The sequence below is a fragment of the Priestia flexa NBRC 15715 genome (assembly GCF_001591565.1).
Lineage (GTDB): Bacteria > Bacillota > Bacilli > Bacillales > Bacillaceae_H > Priestia > Priestia flexa.
Genome location: NZ_BCVD01000060.1, coordinates 1 through 22,050, shown reverse-complemented (window position 1 = coordinate 22,050; position 22,050 = coordinate 1). Strand labels below are relative to the sequence as shown.

The 22,050-nt window shown below is 38.0% G+C and carries 22 protein-coding genes; 5 read left to right on the top strand and 17 right to left on the bottom strand.

Features of this window, described 5'->3' with window-relative positions:
• Positions 1-25: 25 nt before the first annotated feature.
• Positions 26-1,741, bottom strand: a complete 1,716-nt coding sequence (acsA, locus tag BFL01S_RS11415) for an acetate--CoA ligase (protein WP_061785751.1) — start codon at positions 1,739-1,741, stop codon at positions 26-28.
• Positions 1,742-1,963: 222 nt separating this feature from the next.
• Here acsA and BFL01S_RS11410 point away from each other — a divergent pair, with 222 nt between their 5' ends.
• The 3 genes from BFL01S_RS11410 to BFL01S_RS11400 are packed head-to-tail and all read left to right on the top strand — an operon-like array spanning position 1,964 to position 4,432.
• On the top strand, positions 1,964-2,596 hold the full coding sequence (locus tag BFL01S_RS11410) for a GNAT family N-acetyltransferase (RefSeq protein ID WP_025909474.1): 633 nt from the start codon (positions 1,964-1,966) through the stop codon (positions 2,594-2,596).
• 16 nt (positions 2,597-2,612) lie between these two features.
• Positions 2,613-3,257 carry an acetoin utilization AcuB family protein gene (locus tag BFL01S_RS11405; RefSeq protein WP_061785750.1) on the top strand — a complete coding sequence of 215 codons (645 nt, stop codon included), beginning with the start codon at positions 2,613-2,615 and terminating at the stop codon, positions 3,255-3,257.
• Positions 3,254-4,432: an acetoin utilization protein AcuC gene (locus BFL01S_RS11400; protein ID WP_061785749.1), complete on the top strand. Its 1,179-nt coding sequence runs from the start codon at positions 3,254-3,256 to the stop codon at positions 4,430-4,432. The genes BFL01S_RS11405 and BFL01S_RS11400 overlap by 4 nt, the downstream gene beginning before the upstream one ends.
• 49 nt (positions 4,433-4,481) lie before the next feature.
• Here BFL01S_RS11400 and motS read toward each other — a convergent pair whose 3' ends face one another.
• The 7 genes from motS to BFL01S_RS11365 form a co-directional block, all read right to left on the bottom strand.
• Positions 4,482-5,150: a flagellar motor protein MotS gene (motS, locus tag BFL01S_RS11395; RefSeq protein WP_035320529.1), complete on the bottom strand. Its 669-nt coding sequence runs from the start codon at positions 5,148-5,150 to the stop codon at positions 4,482-4,484.
• Between the two features lie 37 nt (positions 5,151-5,187).
• On the bottom strand, positions 5,188-5,997 hold the full coding sequence (gene motP / locus BFL01S_RS11390) for a flagellar motor protein MotP (RefSeq protein WP_025909478.1): 810 nt from the start codon (positions 5,995-5,997) through the stop codon (positions 5,188-5,190).
• 78 nt (positions 5,998-6,075) lie between these two features.
• Positions 6,076-7,074: a catabolite control protein A gene (gene ccpA / locus BFL01S_RS11385; RefSeq protein WP_025909479.1), complete on the bottom strand. Its 999-nt coding sequence runs from the start codon at positions 7,072-7,074 to the stop codon at positions 6,076-6,078.
• A gap of 464 nt (positions 7,075-7,538) precedes the next feature.
• Positions 7,539-8,615 (bottom strand): bifunctional 3-deoxy-7-phosphoheptulonate synthase/chorismate mutase, encoded by a 1,077-nt coding sequence (locus BFL01S_RS11380; protein WP_061785748.1) that lies wholly within the window; start codon positions 8,613-8,615, stop codon positions 7,539-7,541.
• A 221-nt stretch (positions 8,616-8,836) separates the two neighbouring features.
• On the bottom strand, positions 8,837-9,160 hold the full coding sequence (gene ytxJ / locus BFL01S_RS11375) for a bacillithiol system redox-active protein YtxJ (protein WP_025909481.1): 324 nt from the start codon (positions 9,158-9,160) through the stop codon (positions 8,837-8,839).
• Positions 9,161-9,282: 122 nt separating this feature from the next.
• Complete coding sequence (locus BFL01S_RS11370; RefSeq protein ID WP_061785747.1) at positions 9,283-9,723, bottom strand: YtxH domain-containing protein; 441 nt, start codon at positions 9,721-9,723, stop codon at positions 9,283-9,285.
• A 22-nt stretch (positions 9,724-9,745) separates the two neighbouring features.
• Positions 9,746-10,237: a DUF948 domain-containing protein gene (locus BFL01S_RS11365; RefSeq protein WP_025909483.1), complete on the bottom strand. Its 492-nt coding sequence runs from the start codon at positions 10,235-10,237 to the stop codon at positions 9,746-9,748.
• Positions 10,238-10,491: 254 nt separating this feature from the next.
• On the opposite strand from BFL01S_RS11365, the gene BFL01S_RS11360 reads away from it, so the two are divergent.
• On the top strand, positions 10,492-11,607 hold the full coding sequence (locus BFL01S_RS11360) for an aminopeptidase (protein ID WP_025909484.1): 1,116 nt from the start codon (positions 10,492-10,494) through the stop codon (positions 11,605-11,607).
• A gap of 53 nt (positions 11,608-11,660) precedes the next feature.
• Here BFL01S_RS11360 and murC read toward each other — a convergent pair whose 3' ends face one another.
• The 8 genes from murC to BFL01S_RS11320 form a co-directional block, all read right to left on the bottom strand.
• The gene (murC, locus tag BFL01S_RS11355; protein ID WP_025909485.1) at positions 11,661-12,959 is read right to left on the bottom strand and encodes a UDP-N-acetylmuramate--L-alanine ligase; all 1,299 of its coding nucleotides are present in this window, start codon (positions 12,957-12,959) and stop codon (positions 11,661-11,663) included.
• Between the two features lie 169 nt (positions 12,960-13,128).
• Positions 13,129-13,791 (bottom strand): hypothetical protein, encoded by a 663-nt coding sequence (locus BFL01S_RS11350; protein ID WP_025909486.1) that lies wholly within the window; start codon positions 13,789-13,791, stop codon positions 13,129-13,131.
• Between the two features lie 255 nt (positions 13,792-14,046).
• On the bottom strand, positions 14,047-16,722 hold the full coding sequence (locus BFL01S_RS11345) for a DNA translocase FtsK (RefSeq protein WP_439950864.1): 2,676 nt from the start codon (positions 16,720-16,722) through the stop codon (positions 14,047-14,049).
• A 306-nt stretch (positions 16,723-17,028) separates the two neighbouring features.
• Complete coding sequence (gene ytpR / locus BFL01S_RS11340; protein ID WP_061785745.1) at positions 17,029-17,634, bottom strand: YtpR family tRNA-binding protein; 606 nt, start codon at positions 17,632-17,634, stop codon at positions 17,029-17,031.
• Between the two features lie 3 nt (positions 17,635-17,637).
• Entirely contained in the window at positions 17,638-18,441 is an 804-nt protein-coding gene (locus BFL01S_RS11335; protein ID WP_025909489.1) for a DUF1444 domain-containing protein, read from the bottom strand.
• A gap of 80 nt (positions 18,442-18,521) precedes the next feature.
• Positions 18,522-18,839, bottom strand: coding sequence for a thioredoxin family protein (locus tag BFL01S_RS11330; RefSeq protein WP_025909490.1), 318 nt, complete (start codon positions 18,837-18,839; stop codon positions 18,522-18,524).
• Positions 18,840-19,013: 174 nt separating this feature from the next.
• Positions 19,014-19,526 carry a DUF84 family protein gene (locus tag BFL01S_RS11325; protein WP_025909491.1) on the bottom strand — a complete coding sequence of 171 codons (513 nt, stop codon included), beginning with the start codon at positions 19,524-19,526 and terminating at the stop codon, positions 19,014-19,016.
• A 71-nt stretch (positions 19,527-19,597) separates the two neighbouring features.
• Positions 19,598-20,671, bottom strand: a complete 1,074-nt coding sequence (locus tag BFL01S_RS11320; protein ID WP_061785744.1) for a M42 family metallopeptidase — start codon at positions 20,669-20,671, stop codon at positions 19,598-19,600.
• A gap of 167 nt (positions 20,672-20,838) precedes the next feature.
• On the opposite strand from BFL01S_RS11320, the gene BFL01S_RS11315 reads away from it, so the two are divergent.
• Complete coding sequence (locus tag BFL01S_RS11315; protein ID WP_025909493.1) at positions 20,839-21,144, top strand: PepSY domain-containing protein; 306 nt, start codon at positions 20,839-20,841, stop codon at positions 21,142-21,144.
• Here the strand turns inward: BFL01S_RS11315 and BFL01S_RS11310 are convergent.
• Positions 21,119-21,976, bottom strand: a complete 858-nt coding sequence (locus tag BFL01S_RS11310) for a YtnP family quorum-quenching lactonase (protein WP_061785743.1) — start codon at positions 21,974-21,976, stop codon at positions 21,119-21,121. The two genes, BFL01S_RS11315 and BFL01S_RS11310, sit on opposite strands and share 26 nt — an antisense overlap.
• Positions 21,977-22,050 lie beyond the last annotated feature (74 nt).

The window sequence follows — 22,050 nt, the reverse complement described above, 5'->3', positions numbered from 1 at the left end:
CTTAGGTCCCAGCCTCTTTTTTCGATTAATCTTCCATAGTTGATAAATCACCTGTTGGAAGATCTAACTCCCATGCTTTTAAAACACGTCGCATAATCTTACCGCTTCTTGTTTTTGGAAGCTTGTCTCTAAATTCAATTTCACGCGGTGCTGCATGAGCAGCCAACCCTTTTTTCACGAACTGACGTATTTCCTCAATCAGCTCACCTGAAGGCTCGTGCCCATCTCTCAATGCGATAAATGCTTTGATAATCTCACCACGAACCGGATCTGGTTTTCCGATAACGCCGGCTTCAGCAATTGCTGGATGTTCCAAAAGCTTACTTTCGACTTCAAACGGTCCTACTCGCTCACCAGCCGTCATAATAACATCATCAATTCGCCCTTGGAACCAGAAATAACCGTCTTCATCCATATAAGCTGAATCTCCTGATACATACCAATCACCTGGCATAAAATAAGATTCATATTTTGCTTGGTTATTCCAAATTGTATGCATCATAGAAGGCCAACCTTTTTTAATCGCTAAATTCCCCATTCGATACGGTGGAAGTTCTTGGCCCTGATCATCCACAATAGCTGCTGTTACGCCTGGAATCGGCTTGCCCATTGATCCTGGCTTAATCTTCATGCACGGGTAGTTACAAATCGTTTGAGCACCTGTTTCTGTCATCCACCACGTATCATGGATACGCTTTTGAAACACCTTCATTCCCCATCGCACAACTTCAGGATTTAGCGGTTCACCTACACTTAAAACATGACGAAGCTGAGATAGATTATAGCGTTTTACAAGTTCATCTCCTGCTCCCATTAGCATACGAAAAGCAGTAGGCGCACTATACCATACGGTAATACCGTATTCTTCAAGAGCCTGATACCATGAGTCTGGACTAAAGCGCCCACCAATAATGACATTTGTTGAACCAGTTAGCCACGGGCCAAAAATACCGTAAGATGTGCCTGTAACCCAACCGGGATCAGCCGTACACCAATAAACATCTTCATCTTTTAAGTCCAACACCCATTTAGCAGTTTGATAGTGTTGTAGCATCGCATTATGAACATGTAAAACACCTTTTGGCTTACCAGTTGAACCTGATGTGTAGTGCAACAGCATACCATCAGTTCGATCAACCCATTCAATTTCAACTTCTTTACTTGCTTGTGCAATACGCTGATTAAAATCTAAAAATGGTCCATGCTCTTCTACTTCTTCACCTACAAGAAGAACATGCTTTAAAGCGGGTAGTTCCTGAACGGGTACACGTTGGAGTAATTCTGGAGTTGTAATTAATACTTTCGCTTCACTATCTTCAAGTCGATCTTTTACAGCACCTTCCATAAATGCTTCAAACAATGGACCAACAATAGCACCTAGTTTAATAGCACCTAAAAGAGCAAAATACAATTCCGGGGATCTCGGCATAAAAATAAAAACGCGATCTCCTTTTTCAACATCTGCCTGCTTTAAAACGTTCGCTGCTTTATTCGACCAATCTTTCATTTCACGATACGTATACTTTTCATTACGATTCGCATCCCTGTAATAAAGCGCTACTTTGTTTTTACGCGTAGAGTTTGCGTGCCTATCGATTGCTTCATAGGCAGCATTTAGTTTACCTGTTTCATGCCAAGAAAATTCTTTTTCCACCTGCGACCAATCAAATTCTGTATACATTTGATCATAGTCCTGTAAATTATACTCACCGTTAATTACAGGAAGCGCTTCCACTTTCATCACAAACTCCCCCTTATGTAAATATTCTCATTCCTATTATATAACAGAGCTTTAATTTTCTCAATTTTAAAAATATTTATTGGGATGATGCTCTGTTCTCGATAGAATAATTCGACTAATTTTACCAATTTCCTTTTTTTCTTGATAAATTTATTGAAAACGCTTCATTTATCTCGATTTTATGTATAATACAGATAAGACCGAATAAAGGTGGTGACCTTGTTGAATCACATCAAAACATACAATATGAAAGAAGTTAAAACTCCTGTTGGGACGTTAGTTATTGAAGGTCCCGTTTCCTCTACAACATTAGCACAGCTAGATTTCCATCAAGAATTAACAGCTTTTAGACCCGCTGAACAGCAAAAGCAAGCTCTAGTTGAAATTGCCGACTTGCCCGAAGGTAGAATTATTGTTGCACGCATCAACCATACGGTTGTTGGCTATGTCACCTTCTTATATCCAGACCCCTTAGAAAGGTGGTCTGAAGGGAAAATGGATAATTTAATTGAACTGGGTGCCATTGAAGTAGCAGCTCCATTTAGAAGCTACTCGATTGGCAAAAGCTTATTAAAAGTTTCAATGATGGATGATGCCATGGAAGATTATATTATTATTACAACAGAATATTATTGGCATTGGGATTTAAAAGGAACAGGCTTAAACGTGTGGGAATATCGTAAAATCATGGAAAAAATGATGAACACGGGTGGATTAACCTGGTATGCAACAGATGACCCGGAAATCAGCTCACATCCAGCCAACTGTTTAATGGCTCGAATAGGAAAAAGAGTCAATTTAGATAGCGTTCAATCGTTTGATCATCTGCGTTTTCAAAATCGCTTTATGTATTGATAAGGAGGCGTTTTATATGCTTGTTGAAGAGATTATGATTCAAGATGTTATTACTCTAGCACCGACTGATACCATTGCTGAAGCACTTCATTTGCTAGATACATATAAAATTCGTCATATTCCAATTGTGAATCATGCACATCATATTGTTGGCATCATCTCTGATCGTGATATACGAGATGCTAGTCCATCAATTTTAGATCCATCTTCACAGTCCACTGAATTATCAGAACCTATTCATCGCATCATGCAAAAGAATGTTATTACTGCACACCCTCTTGATTTTGTAGAAGATATCGCAAACGTCTTCTATGAAAACCAAATTGGATGCATACCTGTTACACAAGAGAACCGTCTAATCGGTGTCGTTACCGAACGAGACTTATTGCGTAGCTTTATTCAGCTAACTGGGTCACATAAGCCTGGGTCACATATTGAAGTGAAAGTTAAAAACCAAGCTGGTGTTTTAAGTGATGTGACAGCTATTTTTGGTCAACACCGTACGAACATCTTGAGCGTCCTAGTATATCCTCATAAAGATGATCGATATAAAGTACTCGTTTTTAGGGTTCAAACATTTAACCCGCTTAGCATTATTAATGATTTACGTGATCACGGCTACGAAGTTATTTGGCCAAAACCACTGGAGAGTACGTTATGAAAAAACAAGATGCCGTCTTTATTTACTCTGAAGATTTATTAACCTATAAATTTAACCACCATCACCCTTTTAACCAGCTCCGAGTAAAGCTAACTTATGAACTATTGCTGGAATCTGGAATGCTAACAGATAAACAAATTGTCTTACCCAGAATGGCTACTGACGAAGAACTAGCGCTCGTTCATGACCCTGCTTATATACAAGCTGTTAAAGATGCTGGATTAGGAAATTTATCGACAACAAAAGGTGAAAGCTATGGACTGGGAACGGAAGATACGCCTATTTTTCATAACATGCACGAAGCTAGTGCATTTCTCGTTGGTGGTACACTTACTGCCGTAGATCAAGTAATGACAGGAAAAGCTAACCATGCACTAAATCTTGGTGGTGGACTTCACCATGGCTTTCGAGGAAAAGCATCCGGCTTTTGCATCTATAATGATAGTGCGGTAGCTATTCGCTATATGCAAGAAAAATACAGTGCCCGCATTTTATATGTCGATACAGATGCTCATCACGGTGATGGCGTGCAGTGGACTTTTTACGACGATCCTTCTGTATGTACTTTATCTATTCACGAAACGGGTAGATACCTATTCCCTGGAACTGGCGATGTAAACGAGCGCGGACATAATAAAGGATACGGATATTCATTTAATATACCAGTTGATGCCTATACAGAAGACGATTCATGGTTACACGCCTATAAAACATCGCTTGAAGCGGTTGCTGCGTTCTTTAAGCCTGACGTTATCTTAACTCAAAACGGTGCTGATTCTCATTACTATGATCCTCTTACTCACCTCTGCGGCACGACTAAAATGTATCGAGAAATCCCAAAAGTTGCGCATGAAATCGCTCATAAATACTGCAATGGAAAGTGGATTGGAGTAGGTGGTGGAGGGTATGATATTTGGCGGGTGGTTCCACGTGCTTGGTCCTTTATTTGGCTGGAGATGTTAGAAAAGCAATCGATTACAGGAAACTTACCGACCACTTGGGTTCAAAAGTGGGAAAGAGAAGCGCCCATCCCAATTTGTACAAAATGGGATGATGAAGATGGAATTTATGATCCTATTCCAAGAAGGCAAGAAATTGAAGAAAAGAATGCTCATACTGTCTCTCGAGCGCTCTTTCCTATTCGCTCGCATCAGAAAGAAGCTTCGTCTCACTAAAAAGCATGGCCTCTTCTCATATCATAAGAAGAGGCCATGCTCTGAATAACTACTCATTGGTCGGGTCAGAAATAATAATCTCAACGCGTCGATTCTTTTGCATATTGGCTTCTGACGTATTTTCAACAACAGGCTTTGCTTCCCCGTAGCCGATAGCGATAAATTGCTCAGACTTTAAATCATAATGAGCTATAAAATAACGAATGACGCTGCTCGCTCTTGCAGTAGATAACTCCCAGTTCGATGGATAACGGTACGTTTTAATCGGTCGATTATCGGTATAGCCTTCAATTTTTATCTGATTAGGTATCGTCGTAAAAAGTGCGCCCAACTTATTTAGGAACGGGTAGCCTTTTTTTAAAATCTCCGCTTCTCCTGTCTCAAATAATACCTGTTCTTGTAATACCAAAACGACTCCTCGCTCATCACGATTCGCAGTTATCACTTCCTGAAGGTTATTTTCCTCAAGATATTGTTGTACCTGTAAAAGAATACGATCAAGCTCTTCTGACTTGTTACTAAGGACTTTTTTATTATTTCCCTCTTGCGACTGTGAAGAGGATTCAAATTCAATAATAGAAGCATCTGCTCCGTTAGACTCTGATAATCCTAAAGAATTTACTAATTGCTTAAACTTAATATTATCGATATTAGACATAGAGAAAAGTAAAATAAAAAACACTAATATTAACGTAACAAGGTCTGCAAACGTCACCATCCATTTGTTCGACTGTGAAGAGTGCTGAACTTTTTTTCTACGCTTCACGGACGCTAGCCCTCTCTTTAAGCAGAGATTGTCTTGCTTTTTTAGCGGGTATAAATGCTTTTAGCTTTTCTTGCAATAATCTCGGGTTTTGACCGCTTTGCAAACCGACAACTGCTTCAATTACTACTTCTTTCATAAATACTTCCTGCTCTGTTTTCACTGCTAGCTTGGCTGCAATTGGTTGAAATAATAAATTTGAAAGAAGAGAACCATATAATGTCGTCAAAAGTGCAATAGCCATATTCGGGCCAAGCGTAGAAGGGGTATTCAAGTTTCTTAACATTAAAACAAGTCCAATTAATGTTCCTACCATTCCCCAAGCTGGAGCATAATCGCCAGCTTTTTCAAACACGCTTCTTCCCTTAGAATGACGCTCTTCAATTCCAATAATTTCTGCTTCTAACATTTCTTTAATTACTTCAGGCTCTACGCCGTCAATTGCTAATAGCAGCCCTTTCCGCACGAATGGATCATGAACCTTGTCCATTTCTGCTTCCAGTGCCAATAACCCTTCACGCCTTGCTAATTCTGATAGCTGTACAAATTTTTCTATTAGTTCATCAACATTTGATTCCTTTGATTGAAAAGCTTGTAAACCAACTCTCCACATATTACGAAGCTGCCTAATCGGAAAGCTGACGCATAGAGCTCCGAAAACTCCCCCCAAGACAATAAGCATGGACGGGAAATCAATAAAAATTAAAAAACCTTGTACTCCGCCGCTAGAAATAACGCCAAACGCAACCATAGAGATACCAATCAGTATCCCTATAGGCGTTAATAGATCAAATTTCTTCATACCCTCTCTCCCCACTAATGGCAACTTCAATGTGTTCCTGCATAACTAAGCACATTAGCTACTTATGGAAATTTCTATTTATTTCGTTGACTGTCTGTATTCAATACGGTGTGGAAGCTGAACAATGCTACTATCCACTGTTTCTTTATTCATATACTTCGTTAATAATCTCATAGCTACTGCACCAATATCATACATTGGTTGAACAACAGAAGTTAACTGCGGACGTACCATCGTAGCCAAACGCGTATTGTCAAATCCAATAACCTCAAGATCATTTGGCACGTTATATCCACGATCTTGTGCGCCATGAATAACACCTAGAGCCATCTCATCAGTAGCTACAAAGATAGCCGTTGGTTTTTCATTTTCTTCAAATAGCTTTTCAACTGCTTCAATACCTGAATCGTATGTGTAATCGCCTTCCACGATATAAGAATCCAGAACGTCTATTTGATGATCTGTTAATGCTCTTTCATAACCTTTTAATTTTTGGGCATGATTAATAGGCTCTTCTAGAGTACCTGCTAAGAATGCAATTTTACTGTGGCCATTGTCAATTAAAGACTTAACCGCATCATATGCTGCTTGTTCATAATCGATTGTGACAGATGGAATTTGGTTTGTAGATTCAATAGACGCTGCTAATACAATCGGAACTGGTGACTTCTTTAACTCTTCTACATGCTCTTCCGTTAAATTTCCACTCATGAAAATAATTCCGTCTACTTGTTTACCTAGCATTGTATTTAATAGATGAAGTTCTTTATCTTGGTTTTGATCGGAGTTACTTAGAATAATGTTGTATTTATACATTGTAGCGATATCTTCAATACCACGTGCAAGTTCTGCGTAAAAGATACTTGAAATATCTGGGATAATAACCCCTACTGTTGTTGTTTTTTTACTTGCTAACCCTCTTGCTACTGCGTTAGGACGATAGCCCAAACGCTCAATTGTTTCCAGTACTTTTTTTCTTGTCGAAGGCTTCACGTTAGGGTTTCCGTTCACAACGCGCGAAACCGTTGCCATTGATACACTCGCTTCTCTTGCTACATCATAAATTGTTACGTTCATAACGACACACTCCTTTTTTATTACTTGTTCACTTATTTTGCCCTTAAATGATAACTTGTAATTACGTATATAAACCCTTCTTGCATATAACGAAATAGTTGTAAGATTTTCATTCATGATTTTTATATACCAATTAAATACCCATTCTATATAACGTCTATTCATAAATCATCAAAAGTTCTTATGTATATACACGTACATACAGGGACTTGAATAAAAAAATAATTGACAGAATTATAGCGAATATCTGTAACTACTATACGACACTATGTGCTGAACCGCAACGCCTTTAGTGCCTTTTTCCGACAAATTTCACCAGATTTTCAAAAAATGATTCTGCCTTTTTATCATTTCCTATTTTTAGCAAACTTATTGTAAAGATGCAACATTATTGCTTTTTTTCTATCTATGACAGCACAGTTTTTCGTAAAAGAAGCCCGAAACATGAGTTTCAGGCTTCTCATTTATAAATTTCGGTTACAAAGTGGCTTTAACTTACTCATAAATTCATTAAATTGAGGGATATTCATCTGCTGCGCAGAATCCGATAGTGCAACAGCAGGGTCTGGATGAACTTCTGCCATGACTCCATCAGCTCCAATTGCGAGCGCTGCTTTGGCAGTTGGGAGCAGTAAATCTCTTCGACCTGTGGAATGCGTAACATCTACAAGAACTGGTAAATGAGTTTCTTTTTTCAAGATTGGAACAGCTGAAATATCTAATGTGTTGCGAGTTGCTCGCTCATATGTCCGAATCCCGCGTTCACATAAGATAATTTGACCATTTCCTTTTGACATAATGTATTCAGCAGCATTAATAAATTCATCGATTGTAGCAGCTAAACCCCTTTTTAGTAATACAGGCTTATTCACGCTTCCTGCTGCTTTTAGTAATTCAAAGTTTTGCATGTTTCGTGCGCCAATTTGAATAACGTCTACATAATCAAGTGCTGTTTCAATATCACCAGGGGTCACAATTTCACTAATAACGGCTAAATCGTACTCATCAGCAGCTCGCTTTAAAATCTTCAGACCTTCTAACCCCAACCCTTGAAAGTCATATGGTGATGTTCTAGGCTTATAAGCTCCACCTCGAAGAAGCTTAATTCCTTGCTGCTTAACTACTTTTGCCACCTCAGCAACTTGTTCATAGCTTTCCACTGCACAAGGGCCCGCAATAAACCGCTGACTACCATCGCCAATTGCTTCTCCTTTTACCATGACAATTGTATTATCTGGCTTTTTCTTTCTTGAGACAAGAAGCGCTTTTCTATGGTCATCTTCTTGAAGCTCAAGGTTCGCTTTAAAAATTTCTTTGAAAATATGCTGCAAAGTAGATGTTTCAAATGGCCCTTCATTTTTCTCAACGATTAAATCAAGCATTACCCTTTCACGAACGGGATCAAAACGATTCGTTCCTTGTACCCCTTTTAGCTTACCAACTTCCTGAACGAGCATTCCTCTTTCATTAATAACTTTTAGTAGCTGTAGGTTCAGTTCATCGATTTGAGAACGTAGTTGCTGTAAATCTTGTTTCGCCATTTGGTTCCACCCTTCCACCTTTACGGTAATCAATATTCACTTGTTTATCTCTCTGCCAGAAATAGCAAAGACACAGAAGTCCTTTGAAGAATCTGTTGATCTAGGAGGATATAGATAGAGGAGAAAGACTAAGTTACTATTCATTTTATACGAAAATAAGCTGAAGCACAATAAACGAAAGCTTGCGCAAATAATCATCACGCAAGCTTTTTCCACTTCTTTTATTTACTTACTCTTTTACTTAGTTCTTCTTCAGTAATCTTCCAATGTGAAATGTCCCACTTCACTTTACCATCTTCAAAGAAAAGTGCTTGTGGTGATTCATGTTTAACACCATATGTCTCAGCAATATAGTTTGATAGCGGGCGTGCTTCTTGCACGTGTAAATAGTATGCTTTCACTGAGTTTTGATTGTTTACATAATTTGAGAATGCTTCATGACCGGCGCCACTAATCGGACAAGTTGTACTATGCTTTAAAAATAGAAAAGATTCATTTTCATTGACTACTTCATTAAACTCTTCTACGCTTATAATTTTCTTCATTTCCATCATCCTTTTAAGTTTTTTTCTTTATTTTACCTTCTCAATTACTCATTCACAATAAATTGGCACATTGGATAGTCACAAAAAAAAGCGTTCAATGAGATGAACGCTTACTAGCACATTTAAGGACGGTTGATATTGCTTTCGACTTCATCTAACGCTTCTTGGGCTTCCGTTAGTTTTTGCTGAAAGTCTTCATTACTTTGAGACTCTACTTCATCAGCGAGTACCTCAAGGCTTGTTGGGGGTAAATTATCTTCATGCTGATCAGCTTTTCTGAAGTTTTTCACTTTATCTACGACTTGTGATGATTGCTCTGAAATAGTTTGGGACAAGTCCGCTGTTTTTACTTTAGCAGTTTGAGCGAATTCTTGTCCTTTTTCAACAGCATTATTTTTTACTTGCTCTGTTTTTAAACGAACATAAGCCGCTTGTTCATTTAAATCCGCTCTTAGTTCTTTACCTGCTTTCGGAGCTAACAATAAAGCAGTCGCTGCTCCTACTACTCCTCCAATAATCGTTCCTAATAAAAAGTCTTTATTTGTTGATTGATTATTTGCCATTGCTTTCTCCTCCAGTATACTTTTAAGAATAAGATCTTGAGCGCTTTTGTGATGGTTTAGCTAACTCAGTAGCAGTCGAATCAACAGTAGATTGTTGAACAGGCTTTCTTCTTGCTTTCAGTCGTTCCCATACATCCATTGCTACATTGCTCCATTGAACAACTTGCGCAACGGTCTCTTTATTTTCTTCCACCTTTTGCGAGACGCTAGTAGAGACGTTCTTTAAAGATTTGTTTAAATCATGAATTGAGTCCCCAACACCTTTTACCGAGTCAACTACGGTATTTAAAGCTTCTGATTTCCGTTGGATATCTTCTGCTAATAAATTAGTTTTATGTAAGAGTGCGGTTGTTTCCGTTGTAATACCTGTCATTTGTTTTTCCAGACCATCGAGCGTTCCTGCCACAGAAGTAAGCGTTTGTTGTACAGAACGAAGCGTCTTTGATACTGAAACAACAAGATAGAAAATCGCAATAGCGACTACTGCAGCGCTTAAATATAAAATAAGAATCATATTTAATCCCCTCCTCGTTCATATTGTTGATATAAATACATTCCCAATTTTAAGACAGTTTAAACATCCGATTAGAAATTGGAATTGTTTATCCTTATCATACACTATCTTCCTCATTTTCTTAAACTTTTATTATTTATCGCCTTATCTTTTGGAAAGTATAACTAAAATACCCTTTATTCATCAACAAAAAATAAATAATCGGTTACAATAAGGAAGTGGCATTTGTCGCTTATTTTAAAGGAGGGATACATATGAAAGATCCTAGAATTCAAACTTTAGCCCATAATTTAATTAATTACTCCGTTCGTCTTCAAAAAGGCGAAAAGGTTTTAATTGAAAACTTTGGCTTGCAGCGTGAACTTGTAACTGCACTGGTAGCAGAGGCATATGCTGCAGGTGGGTACCCATTTGTTTCATTAAAAGATCATACGGTAGACCGTGCTCTCCTTCAAGGTGCACAAGAAGAACAATATAGCATGATGGCTAACTTTGAAGCAAACGTGATGAAGGAAATGGACGCTTATATTGGATTACGTTCAGGTTCCAATATCTTTGAACAATCTGATGTGCCAGGAGATAAAATGCGTATTCATGGAAATACAATCGGTAAAAAGGTTCACCGTGATATTCGTGTACCAAAAACGAAATGGGTCGTCTTACGCTACCCAAATGATGCAATGGCTCAGCTAGCTAAAATGAGCACAGAAGCATTTGAAGACTTTTACTTTGATGTATGTAACTTAGATTACAGCAAAATGAGTAAAGCAATGGATTCACTTGTTGACCTAATGAATCGTACGGACAAGGTTCGTTTAACAGGAAAAGGGACTGATTTAACCTTCTCTATTAAAGATATTCCTGCCGTAAAATGTGCTGGTGAAATGAACATTCCAGATGGAGAAGTCTACACAGCTCCCGTCCGTGATTCAGTAAACGGAACAATTGCTTATAATACACCTTCACCATATCAAGGATTTACGTTTGAAAACGTAACGCTGACGTTTGAAAATGGAAAAATTGTTGAAGCAACAGCAAACGATACAGAGCGTATCAATGAGATTTTTAATACAGATGAGGGTGCTCGCTTTGTAGGAGAGTTTGCTATTGGTGTAAACCCATATATCCAACATCCGATGCAAGATATTTTATTTGATGAGAAAATTGATGGAAGCTTCCACTTTACACCGGGTGAATGTTATGAAGATGCGTACAACGGAAATAAGTCAAACATTCACTGGGATATGGTTATGATACAACGCCCTGAATACGGCGGTGGAGAAATTTACTTTGATGATGTGTTAATTCGTAAGGACGGTCTTTTTGTATTAGAAGAATTAAAAGGATTAAATCCAGAGAATTTAAAATAATCAAGTATTTAAGCAATCAAAAAAGCTCAGATTAGCTAATCTGAGCTTTTTTATTATGAAACTGTTTTTTGATATAGTTCTTCAAACTTTTGAATATCTCCAGCTCCCATAAATACAAGAACTGCTTCATTGTGACCTTTTAATGTTTCAATCGTTTGTTCATCAATAAGCTCTGCTCCATTAATTTTGCTACGCAAATCTTCAATTGAAAGCTTGCCTTGCTGTTCACGAGCTGAGCCAAAGATATCGCATAAATATACCTTATCTGCATGCTGTAAACTTGTAGCAAAATCCTCTAAAAACGTTTGTGTTCTTGTGAATGTATGAGGTTGGAATACAGCAACTACTTCTCGATTTGGATACTTCTGACGAGCTGCTGAAATTGTTGCGTTAATCTCAGTTGGATGGTGCGCGTAATCGTCAATTAATACTTGCTTTCCAACACTTTTTTCACTAAAGCGTCGCTTTACACCTTGGTATGTCTTAAACCGCTCTTGTAACACAGCTACCGGGATATCTTCATAATGACATAGTGCAATTACTGATAGAGCATTCAAAATATTATGGTCTCCGTATCCAGGAATTTCAAATGATGCAAAGAACGTATTGCGTACAAACACATCAAATGCTGTTCCAGCTGTACTTTTCACGATATTGCGAGCTTGAAAATCGTTTTCTTCACCTAATCCATAATATAAAACTGGTACTTTTGCTTGGATTTGCTGAAGATGCTCGTCATCGCCACAGGCAATAATACCTTTTTTCACCTGTAAGCCCATTTCTTGAAACGCACTGAATACATCTTCAATGTTCGCAAAATAATCTGGGTGATCAAAATCAATATTCGTCATGATTGCATAATCTGGCGTATATGATAAAAAGTGACGGCGGTATTCACAAGCTTCAAATGCAAAGTATTTGCTATCTTTTACACCTTTTCCTGTACCATCTCCAATTAAATATGAAGTTGGTTCAGCGCCTTGAATAACATGGGCTAGCATACCAGTGGTCGATGTTTTACCATGAGCACCTGTAACAGCGATACTTGTAAACTGTTTCATATAATCACCTAAAAAACGGTGATAACGTACAACAGGTAGATCGCGCTTCATCGCTTCTGCAATTTCCTCATGCGTATCAGGAAACGCATTTCCAGCAATTACAATCATACCTTCTTTAATGTTTTCTTTATTAAAAGGTAGAACAGGAATCCCCTGCTCTTCTAATGCTTTCTGTGTAAAGATTTCTTTTTCAATATCCGAACCTTGAACTTGAAAGCCCGTATCATTTAAGATTTGTGCCAACGCACTCATCCCTGTTCCTTTAATACCTACAAAATGGTAAACTGTCATATAAAGAACCTCCAACATTCGTCTATCTGTAAGACAGTATATGACGGTTATCAATAATTGCTCTTACAAACATGTCATTCTTCGCATTTGTTTGTGTAAAATGACAACAGCTGCATATTATATCACTTCTGCAAATTTCTCAACAGGCTTTGAGAGCCTTGACTTTTGGCTATTTTTGAAAGACTCGGACCTCAGTCAAATAGGCAACCGCATATCTTTTTAAAAATTGTCTCCAAGTGAGTTTTTCATTTTGATTCAGTGATTGATGTAGCTTCTCCATACTAGCTTCTGCTTGTATAAAGTAAGAGCCTACTAATACGTCATAACCGAGTGACTTTATTTTCCGAACCCATAATACTTTTTCAACATCTGTGTTCTTAAACCTTCCTTTTACATCTTTGATGATAACCTGCTTGTTTGTCAATGGACTATATCCTTTTACGTAAAAAGACTCACATACTTTTGATACAATAATCGGCTCTAATACACTTGTTAAAAACAAAGCACTTTGAATTAAAAATGTTTCATTTCGTGTAGCTGCTTTTTCACTTATAAACTGCTGCAACAATGTTCGGCCTTGAATTGTAACATAATCAAATGCAAACCAATGTTGAAATAAATACTCTTTGTCGCTTAGCTGCATTTGTTCCTGCGAAAGTCCTGTACGCTCACGAAAAAGGTGAGCCGCTCTCACTTTTTCTCGAATATTTGTATACCGCATCACAAACAAAACATATTCATCATAAAAGGATTGAATAGCATCATCCGTTTGGGATTGTTTTTCTTTCCGAATTTCAATTAAATCGATAATGTCTTGATGGTTATTCGCCATTGCCTCTCACACTCATTATCGAGGAGCCGTATCATATCGCTTGTGAGCTGACGTCCTCATTACTAGTTATGCTTTCCAAATCAAACTGGAAAAAACAATGAAATGTTACCCCTACATATACTAAATCATTTTTTGTAATCTGACAAACCTTTATCTCTGTTCTCGCACTTCCAAAATAACCTAATCTTGTTACATACATAAAGACCTGGCTTAAGCTACTTTGCTAAAATAGCCGTAGCAAGCCAGGTCTTTACTTTAATAGCTGGCCGTTTTATTTTCAAGTTCATGCAGTTCATCTTCTGTAATCAGCACGTCTCTTGGCTTACTTCCTTTTGCCTCTGAGATAATTCCTTGCTGCTCCATCATATCAATTAATCTTGCAGCGCGGTTATAACCAATACGGAAGCGGCGTTGCAGGCTTGATGCTGAAGCACCGTCCTGGTTTAGAGCAAACTCACACGCCTCATAGAATAATTCATCATCTTCCTGTGTTGAAAACGTCTGCTGTTTTTTTAACAGCTCCTGCTGATCGAATAAATAGGTTGGCTTCATTTGCGATTTTACATGATCTACGACACGATCAATCTCTTCATCTGATACAAAATTACCTTGAACTCGAACCGTTTTAGACGAACCGTTTTCTAGTAATAACATGTCTCCTTTACCAAGTAGCTTCTCCGCTCCACCTGTATCAATGATGGTGCGAGAATCCACTTGAGAAGAGACTGAAAAGGCTACGCGAGTTGGGACATTCGCTTTAATAAGACCCGTGATAACGTCAACAGAAGGTCTTTGCGTTGCTAGAAGCAAATGAATACCGCATGCTCTTGCTTTTTGAGCTATACGACAAATCGCTTCTTCTACTTCACCAGGCGATACCATCATTAAGTCTGCCAGCTCATCAATAATAATGACGAGATATGGAAGCTTACCGCTTTTTTCGCTATGCTCTTCTACTTTTTCATTATAGCGTGTAATATCACGCACACCTGTATGCGCAAACAGCTCATAGCGACGCTCCATTTCTTCTACAGCCCATTTTAAAGCTGATGTTGCAGCTTTAGCATCCGTAATAACAGGGCTTACTAAGTGTGGAATGCCGTTATAAGGAGCTAACTCAACCATCTTTGGGTCGATAAGCATCAGCTTTACCTCGTGAGGGGCTGCTTTATAGAGCAAGCTTACAATAATTGTGTTAATGCATACGCTTTTTCCTGAGCCTGTGGCCCCTGCAATTAGTCCGTGGGGCATTTTATTCAAGTCTGTTACGACAGGAGCACCTGAAATATCTAAGCCCAGTGCAACTGTTAACGGTGATTTATTTTGTGTAAACGCTGGGTCAGTTACTATTTCGCTAAGTAAAACCGGCTTACTTTGTTGATTGGGCACTTCAATACCAATTGTATTTTTACCTGGTATTGGCGCCTCAATCCGAATATCTCTTGCTGCTAAACTCAGTTTGATATCATCTGTTAAATTTGTTATTTTATTTACCTTAACGCCTGGCTCTGGCTGAACTTCAAATCGTGTAACGGTTGGACCTTTCGTCACATTTACTACTTTAGCACGAACGTTGAAATTATTTAGCGTCATATCAAGCAGGTCACTTTGCTCTTGTACCCAATCATGATCTTCTTCCATTTCAATTAAGGGTGCATCTAATATTGACATAGAAGGAAATTGATACGACAACTCTGCTTGAGAATCCATTGGCGGCATTTCTTCTTTAAGTAGCGCAGGAATTGGTTCTTCATCAGGTACTTCTTGCTTTTCCTCCATTTTCAAACGCTCTATAGATGACGATTTAGTGGCTTTTTCACGATCCTTTTTTAACATCATGACATTAAAAGGAACTAACCTGCGCCCTCCATTTGATGAACTTGTACTTGACGATACGGTCTTTTGGTTAGTTGCTTCTGACTCATCTGCGAATGCTTGCGGCTCTTCTTCAATTGAAGGGTGATACCCTTTTGTCTCCTCAAATTCGCCACCATTAGTCTCTTCCCGCTCTTCCTGTTTTGGAACACTTTCCACTATTGATTCCGGCTTCTCTACTACTTCAGACTCTACAACATCCACATGGTCTTCAAAGTGAGTTGATAGTTCCTCTACTTCTTCCACTGATAAGTCTTCAATATGTAAGGAAGGGACTGGTTGAGGTTCGACATAAGCATCTTTTACCTGTTCACTAAACGATTCTGCCTTTTCTATTTCCTTGCTTTCCTCTTGCTGTTCTTTGCGCACCAAAGGCTCTACATATGTTCTTTCGTTACGTATTTCCTTTCGAAGAGACTCATAAGTAGGCGTCGGCTTTACGCCAGCTGGGCTCGAAAGCTCAAATTCCACCACTTCTGAATTTTGTTGAGAAAGATGATGGTTAGCTGGACGCTTATTAAACCCATATACGGGTGACGGGATTTCAGTCGGACGAAACGGCTTTTTCACTTGCGAAGTCGGCTTAGAAGCGACCGGTGCCTTTTTTTCTTGTACTGGCTTCACATATTCTGGACGTTGAAAAGAAGTTGGTTCTTCTTTAGTCAACTGATAACTTTTCAGTATAGGCTCTCGTTCATTTTTCAATTTCTCAGCAGGCCTTTCTCTTCGACGAACCTCACGCCTTGGTGAATCATCTGAACGAATAAATTGATTGTCATCTATAAGCGGAAAGCGAAATTGACCTTTTGGATAGTGATAAGCTACTTTTGCCTCTAATTCTTGATGGGTTGTCCCTTTTTCTTGTCTCGGTAAGCGGGCTGGCGTTTTCTTCTTTGGAGTAGCTGCTTTTTCATTGACCGTGTCTTGAACTGGCCTTTGCTTCATTTCTGTTTCTTTCTTAGGTTCATCTAATGGAATCTCTGTTTCTCGACCTTTTTCATCTACTATAATTTCTTTTACTTCATAACCTAATAGATAATCCATCATTTTTCGCATAAAACCCATTTTTATCACTCTTTCTTCCTTAACAGTCGTATTTCTATTTATAAAAAACTGTATGCTTCTTGTAAAATTTTCAATTTTTATACACTCTCATTCATTTTACCATGTATCCAATAGGGTTCCTATAAAATCTATTAACTAGATACCCGATATATTGTGAAATATGCAAAAAAGCCACTAGAACTACTAGTAGCTTTTAATTTTATCAAATTTATAAAACCATTGACAATTGCTTTTCACAAACTGTAATCCTTTGAAACATAGGTGTAAAGCAACATCCGACTTTGGCATCATATAGAGTTAGGCTGAGAACTCTTCTCCTACTTTTGCGCTTTCTTCCAACACTAAAATACCTTTTTCTTGAGGAGCATTTGGTAAAGCCAATTCTTTTGCAGAACAGATCATACCAGAAGAAGGTACGCCACGAAGTTCTGCATCTTTAATAACAAGACCACTTGGCATAACAGCGCCTACTTTTGCCACTACAACTTTTTGTCCTGCCTCAACATTTGGAGCGCCACACACAATTTGTAACGTCTCTGTCCCAACATCTACTTTACAAATATTCAATTTATCAGCATTTGGATGCTTCTCTTTTTCTTGAACATAGCCCACAACAAATTTTGGAGACAAGTCTACTTCAATCGATTCAGAAAATCCGCTTTCCTGAATAACTCGGTTTACTTCCGCTACTAGCTCTTCTGTTAACTTAATAGGTCCATGCCCTGAAAAAGATAAAACAGTAGATGCTTCAAAAATATTATAGCCAGCAGTAATATTTGATTTTTCATCAAAGATTCGCGTTACATTCTTTTTTGTTTCAAACGTTCGGCTTGAAAGTTCAATGTCTCGAAGAGATACGATTAACGTATCACCGATACCTTCTTTGTTGTAAAAAATATTCATTCCTTAACTCCGTCCTTTACTACGATTTTTTCCTAAAATGAAAATCGGTTCTAAACGCCCGTTTTCATACAAGAAAGAGAGTGCTGTAATGGGTACTCTTCCACTAGCAAAAAAGCTCATATTCATCTGTGCTAATATATCATAGCCTGTTTCATTTTGAACATCTGCTAAAATTAAAACATCCTGATGAGGCACAGCAATTGTGAGCGTTCCTTTTACTTTATCTTGAAACTCTTGTAAGAAAGATTCATTTAAAATCCGGCTCGCATCGTACCCGTCATTGGCATTAACAAAATAAAAATCATTGCCTGCAACTGTATCTTTTTTATATGTAATTGGCAATGAACGAAGATTAAACTTTGCCATTTCCCTTATAGATGTTACATCAAGCTTTTCTTTTTGCAGAAGCTTTTCATCTATTAATCGATACGTATTACCTAAATCTAAGGCATAATAAACTCTTGTTTCTGCCGTATGATCATCATATACGAGCGGAACATCTTCGTTTGTTTTCGTTGGAAAAGAGGTAGACCGAATAACTGGAAGAACCTTCTTTTCTTTTGAGTCTAATTGTTGTTCATCATTCATTACGCGCACAGCTTCTCTTATATAATATATCATTTCGTCTACTGCTGCGTCTTTTTTTTCTTCCCATTTCGCAATGAGCCCTGGTAGTGAAACCGTTAATCCTTTTTTTGTTTCAGAATGCTCAATTCTTAGCGTATCGTTTTTTTGATCAAATTGAAAACGTAGATTTTCATCTTTCAAACGATCTTGAACTAACTTTTTCATTTTAACACTTGTCATCTTCACTGAAAAACCCCTCCTTTTCACCAAAAGAAGCTTAAAATAAGGCCTCTTGTTAAAACAACAGGCCTAGCGATAGCTTATCCTTTTAAACTTTCAATAAATTGTTCAATTTCTTCCTGCGTTTTACGATCTTTGCTTACAAAACGTCCGCTTTCTTCACCGTTGTTATATCCTACAAAGCTTGGAATACCAAAAATATTCAGTTCAATGCACAAATCAATAAACTGATCTCGATCGACATAATGAAACGTATACTCACTATACTTTTGCTCTATTTCAGGTAGAATCGGTTCAATTACACGACAATCTGGGCACCAGTCTGCTGAAAACATCATGATGTGCTTTCCTTCTTTAATAACCTCATTATATTGTCCAATACTTTCCATTTTCTTCATTTTTATTTCCTCCTTTATGTTTTATGTCTCGTTTCTATTCAAAAAGACATTGGGTTTATGCTTCATTTAATTTTACATTCACTCATATGAAACCATAGTCAAACAGATGGTGCAAGTATCTTACTTTCAAGTATGTAGAACGTTTTACTATTATAAGACGTTAGTATATCCTATTTAGCGGTTTTGATGAAATAGATATTGACCATACAGCATACGAACAACCTGCTCAAACATAGCCGTTCTGGTAAGGATTTCTGATGTGAAGATACCGATTGCTCCTTCATTTGAACGTACATCTTCTTTTTTTGTAAAGCGTTCCATAGCTTCTGCTAACTCAATTTTTTCTTCTTTTAACACCCTTGCAATTTCCTCAGGCAATAAAATTCTTGCACCACCCGCAATGATTGGCTTTTCAAGAGACCGACTACTTAAAGCTCCCCAGTTGCACAAAAATAAGCCGTAATCCGTTTCTGTTACGCCCCCTTCTAATCCAATCCCTAAGTCTATCTCATCTTTACATACTTTCTCTGAACGATTAATAGCTCCTTGAATGGTTTCTTCATCTGAAAACGGTTGGCTAGATACACCTGAAGGCACATCAAATGAATAGTATGTCATCTCTTGTCCAAATACATTTTTAACAGCATTTACTTTAGTTGGATTTTTCGTTCCGATTGCAATGTTCATTCCGTTGCTCCTTTGCGTGTTTTTTAATTAACACAAAAAACAATCGCTTTTTACAAGCGACTGTTTTAAGACTACACCTGCTCTTTAAGAGTAGCTACTGTTGTTTCGTCTGTTGCCCGCACGAGCTTCACCAATAGTTCTTTTGCAGCAGCATAATCGTCTACGTGAATCATGGAAGCATGTGTGTGAATATATCTTGAACAAATACCAATTACAGCTGATGGAACACCGCTGTTAGACGTGTGAACGCGCCCAGCGTCTGTCCCACCTGGTGACACAAAATACTGATATGGAATACGGTTGGTCTCAGCTGTATCTAGAATAAACTCTCGAATACCTCGATGCGTTACCATCGTACGATCAAAAATGCGAAGCAGTACACCTTTTCCAAGCTGACCAAATGCATTTTTATCTCCTGACATATCATTCGCTGGGCTGGCATCTAGCGCATAAAAGACATCCGGCTTAATCATATTTGCAGCAGATTGAGCACCTCGTAAACCTACTTCTTCTTGCACAGTTGCTCCAGCATATAGAATGTTTGGAATCTTATCATCCTTTACCTCTTTCAATAACTCAACTGCTAATCCACAACCGTATCGATTATCCCACGCTTTTGCTAAGATTTTTTTCTCGTTAGCCATTGGTGTAAATGGACAAATGGGTACAATCTGATCTCCAAGACGAATCCCCATATCAGCAACTTCTTGCTTGGAATCGGCTCCAACGTCAATCATCATGTTTTTAATAGCCATCGGCTTATTACGCTGCGCATCCTCTAACAGATGTGGAGGAATCGATGCAATAACGCCTGTAATCTTCTTCGTTCTTGTAATAACCTCGACGCGCTGAGCTAATAATACTTGACTCCACCATCCGCCTAATGTTTGGAAACGAAGCATTCCTTTATCGGTCACACCGGTCACCATAAATCCAACTTCGTCCATATGCCCAGCTACCATTACTTTTGGACCTGAAGAATTGCTTTTTTTCACTCCAAAAATACTTCCAAGTCCATCTTGAATAATTTCATCAGTTAAAGGCTCCATTTGTGATTTCATAAAAGACCTTACCGCATGCTCATGCCCTGGAGCACCCGGAAGTTCTGTTAATGTTTTAAATAATGATAAAGTTTCTGAATTCATCTTTCGTCTCCTTTATGTATGTCATTACTTTTCATTGTAGCGAAAAGTCAAAATACTTTCCATTTTTCTTCCTTAACCAAGAGGATTGCTTAACAATCAAAGTATGTTTTTGTATAATGGACTATAGTAAGAACTTTTGTTTTTATTAAAAAAAGAAGGTGATTATTATGAAGTATACGCAGCTCATAACTGGCATTGCTGTTGGTTTTGCAAGCGCTTATCTATATCAAAAGAAAAAGTCGTCTCTTTCATCCATGGAAGCATTGCATATTGCAAAGCAAGCATTTAAAAGAAATGGTCCCATTAACGGCTCTTGGATTCAGACGACGACCAAGGTTATAAACAGGTACGGCCTCGCTTTTGAAGGTTACTCTGGTGGTATTACTCGTTCTGTCAATGGAAATCAGGAACAATATGAATTCTTCATTGATAAAAGTAGCGGTAACATTATTGACTTAGTAAAGATTGATTAAACTTTACTGCATTTATGATGTGACCTTTAGTATCCCACTTAATCGCTCGGTAATAAGCATCGTGGTAAAAACTAAGCCATGCATTTTGATTGTATGCATACTGAAGCCATTTTTCTTTTTGAGAAATAGATGTCATTGGAAAATCGTCATAGGCCATAACCCACAACACATTATGATGAGCATGAGTTGGTAATAGATCTCCCATATGCACAAGCTGCTCGCCTTGACTACTAATGACAATGACAGAATGTCCATCACTATGCCCACCTGTGTGATGCATCGTAAATTCTGGGAGCAATTGAAGAGAATCATGAAACGGCACAACTTGAGATTCAATAGCTTCCCAATTTTGCTTCCAATACGTATTTTTTGAACGTATATTAGGGTTTTGCATTTCGTTCCATTCAACGTCGCTTACATAAATAACTGCGTTTGGAAATGTAGACTCCAATTTCCCTTGACTTCTCGTTGTTAGTCCCGCTACATGATCAAAGTGCATATGTGTCATCGCTACTTTTGTTACATCATGTCGCGTTAATCCTAGCTTCATTAAATCCGTTTCTACGTTAGATTCTTCCGTAATGCCAAAATGCTTTTTTTGCTTACCTTCAATCATTCCGTTTCCTATGCCTGCATCAATTAAGATAACTTCATTACCAGTTTGAACTAGCAATGGATCTGTTCTCATTGGGATACGATTGTCATAAGCAGTAGGGTATTTTTTAGACCAAAGCTCTTTTGGTACAACACCAAACATAGCTCCCCCGTCAAGATGATTATCTCCACCATTTAACCAAGAAACTCTCACATCTCCTATTGTTAACGTTTCCATTTTTACACCTCCCATATATTCCTATTTATTGTATCACTCCCTATTTACGTTTTTATAGTCTTTTTTAAACAAAA